Source organism: Tardiphaga sp., assembly GCF_028290785.1.
In the GTDB taxonomy this organism is placed as follows: domain Bacteria; phylum Pseudomonadota; class Alphaproteobacteria; order Rhizobiales; family Xanthobacteraceae; genus Tardiphaga.
Window position 1 is genome coordinate 1 of record NZ_JAQGJD010000185.1, and the last position, 3002, is coordinate 3002.

Genomic DNA, 3002 nt, shown 5'->3' on the forward strand with positions numbered 1-3002 from the left:
GGGATTGCGCGGCACGCCGCGCTCGCGCTCGAGCTGGACGATGGAATTGAACGGATTGCCGGACGGCTCGCGGCCGACGTGGCGCCACAGGCGGTCGCCGACCATGCCGAGCGCCAGCGTCAGCGTGAACACCTTCGAGATACTCTGGATCGAGAACGGCACGTCGGCATCGCCGCCGGCTGCGACGTTGCCATCGGCGTCGGTGACCACGAGCCCGAACTGCTGGGGATCGATCCCGGCCAGCTCGGGAATGTAGCTGGCGACCTCGCCCCGGTCGGTCCGTGCAGCCATCTCCTCGGCGATTTCCCGGACGACGGTTTCGAGGTTCGGAGCAGCGTGAGTCATGTCAGTTCAGCTTCATTCCGCGCGCGCCGGTCTCTCATTCGTCATGCCCGGCGTTATGCCGGGCATCCACGTCCGCGCGCGACACCGTGGATGGCCGGGACGGGCCCGGCCATGACGCGGATGGGCCGTCGCAGAACAAGTTTACGCCAGCCGCAGGATCGCGACGGCGAGCACCGCCTGCGCCGCGAAGCCAACCAGGAAGGCGACCGTGCGCAGGATCGGCAGCCCCATCGTATAGACGATCAGGTGCACGAGGCGGGACCAGAAATACACCGCGCAGGCCAGCACGGTGGTGGGGGTCGAGATGTCGGCGGCGTTGAGGATCAGCACCAAAGGCGCGAACACGATCAGGTTCTCGACAGCATTGTCATGGGCGAACATCAGCCGGTTGGCCCATTCGGCCATCGGCTTGTCGGTGCGGCTCGGGTTGGCCATCGCGCCGGACAGGCCGCGCACCATGCAGCGGTTCAGCACGTAGGGCACCCAGAGCAGCCCGGTAAGGATTACGGTCAGCGTCAGCCAGAACAATTCACGCGTCATCCGCGGTTCCCTTCGTCAATAAATCCCGCGGCGACGCGGAGAACGGGTCAATCAAATCGGCGCCGCGGCAAAAGCCGGGCGCTGATTCAAATCATAGACGGTTGCTGCGACAACGCCAATGCAGGGCTGTGGGGAAGTTCAGGCGCGCACCCGGACGTAGCTGCCAGGTGCATCCTCGAGCGCCGGCAGTTCGGCGGTGCCGACGGCCCGCGCCGGCACCTCCGCGGCGTCGATGCCCGACAGCCATTCGCGCCAGTTCGGCCACCACGAGCCGGCGTGCTCCTGCGCGGTCTTCATCCAGTCGGTCAGCGTGGTGGCGCTGGTATTGTCGTTGGTCCAGTACTGATATTTGCCGGAGGCGGGCGGATTGACCACGCCGGCGATGTGGCCGGAGCCCGACAGCACGTACTTCACCGGGCCGCCGAAGAACTGCGAACCGTACAGCACCGATTCGGCCGGCGCGATATGGTCCTCACGGGTGGCGAGGTTGTAGACGGGCACCTTGACCTTGGAGAGGTCGAGCCGGGTGTTGTCGAGCACCATGTTGCCGCTGGAGAGCTTGTTCTCGAGATAGCAGTTGCGCAGATAGAACGAATGGTTCGCCGCCGGCATCCGGGTCGCGTCGGAATTCCAGTGCAGCAGGTCGAACGCCGAAGGCGGTTTTCCCTTGAGATAGTTGCTGACCACGTAGGACCAGATCAGGTCGTTGGAGCGCAGCATGTTGAAGGCCATCGCCATCTTGCTGCCTTCCAGCACGCCGGCGGCCTGCATGTCCTTTTCCAGCGCGGAAATCTGTTCCTCATCGACGAACACCATCAGGTCGCCGGCATGGGTAAAGTCCACCTGCGCGGCCAGGAACGTCGCCGACGCCACCCGCACGCGGCGCTTCTCGGCGAGCCAAGCCAAGGTGGAAGCGAGCAGGGTGCCGCCGACGCAATAGCCGATGGTGTGCACGGTCAGTTCGCCGGTCACCTTCTCGATCACATCCATCGCTGCCAGCGGGCCTTCCTTCATGTAGTCGTCGAAGGTCTTGCCGCCGAGCCGCTTGTCGGGATTGACCCAGGAGATCACGAACACCGTGACGCCCTGATCGACGCACCACTTGATGAAGGATTTTTCCGGCTTCAGGTCGAGAATATAGAACTTGTTGATCCAGGGCGGCACGATCAGCAGCGGCGTGCGCAGCACGTTTTCGGTGGCAGGCTGATACTGGATCAGCTGCATCACCTCGTTCTGGTAGATCACCTTGCCCGGCGTCGTCGCCATGTCGACGCCGACTTCCATGTTGGCGGGATCGGACTGGCGGATGCGCAGGCTGCCTTTGCCGGCGGCAATGTCCTCCGCCAGCATCTGCATGCCGGCGACGAGGTTGGACCCGCTCGACTGGAGCGTCTGGCGCAGCAGTTCCGGGTTAGTCAGCACGAAATTCGAGGGGGCCAGGGCGTTGCTGATCTGCTGGACGTAGAACTCCGCTTTCTTGCGGGTGTGGGGATCCAGCGCCTCGGCCTCCTGCACCAGTTCCTGGGCGAATTTGGTGCTGAGCAGATAGAGCTGCATCAGGAAGTCGTAGAACTGGTTCTCGCGCCATTGCGGATCGGCGAAGCGCTTGTCCCGCGGCGGGGGCGAAATAAGCGGCTCAGGCGCCTCGCCGGACATGCGGCGGATCGCATTGCCCCACAGCTCCATATACGCCTTGCCCAGCCGCATCTGCACGGCTGCGGTGCGTTCCTTGTCGGAAAGCCAGTAATCGGCGACCGTCGAAAATGTCTTGACGATCTCGGTGAGCTGCGCGGGCGGTTTCTCGACCGGACCCTCCTTCGATCGCGATTCAAGGAAGGTCGCGAGCGCCTTGCCGCTGTTCTCCATCGCCCGCGCGAGGTTCAGGGAGAACGCCTCGGGATTGAACCTGGGCTCGGTGCGGGAGGCGGTGGCAATTTCGCTCATATCAGCAACTCTGGTGGAATGGACGACGATAACAAGCGGCCTTGCAAGGATGATGACATGTTTGCTCGCGTGTTTCAGAAAACCTTGTGTTGCAGTGCGAAGTGACCTCGGCCTTAATGCCGACGCATACACTGGCTTCTTGCAGACTAATGCAGCAAAGCGCGTCGGGTTCT

General features: G+C 63.4%; 3 protein-coding genes. All 3 read right to left on the reverse strand.

Going from position 1 to position 3002, the window contains the following annotated elements; all coding sequences use genetic code 11:
- Positions 1 to 345, reverse strand: a 345-nt coding sequence (locus JWR89_RS10660) for a glutaminase (protein WP_299715434.1), incomplete at its 3' end; no start/stop codon positions are given.
- A 141-nt stretch (positions 346 to 486) separates the two neighbouring features.
- Complete coding sequence (locus tag JWR89_RS10665; protein WP_299715437.1) at positions 487 to 885, reverse strand: MAPEG family protein; 399 nt, start codon at positions 883 to 885, stop codon at positions 487 to 489.
- A gap of 138 nt (positions 886 to 1023) precedes the next feature.
- The gene (phaC, locus tag JWR89_RS10670; protein ID WP_299715440.1) at positions 1024 to 2829 is read right to left on the reverse strand and encodes a class I poly(R)-hydroxyalkanoic acid synthase; all 1806 of its coding nucleotides are present in this window, start codon (positions 2827 to 2829) and stop codon (positions 1024 to 1026) included.
- Between the last annotated feature and the right edge of the window lie 173 nt (positions 2830 to 3002).

Coding starts and splice junctions, on each gene's coding strand:
- JWR89_RS10665 (WP_299715437.1), bottom strand. CDS start 885: ATGACGCGTGAATTGTTCTGGCTGACGCTGACCGTAATCCTTACCGGG.
- phaC (WP_299715440.1), bottom strand. CDS start 2,829: ATGAGCGAAATTGCCACCGCCTCCCGCACCGAGCCCAGGTTCAATCCC.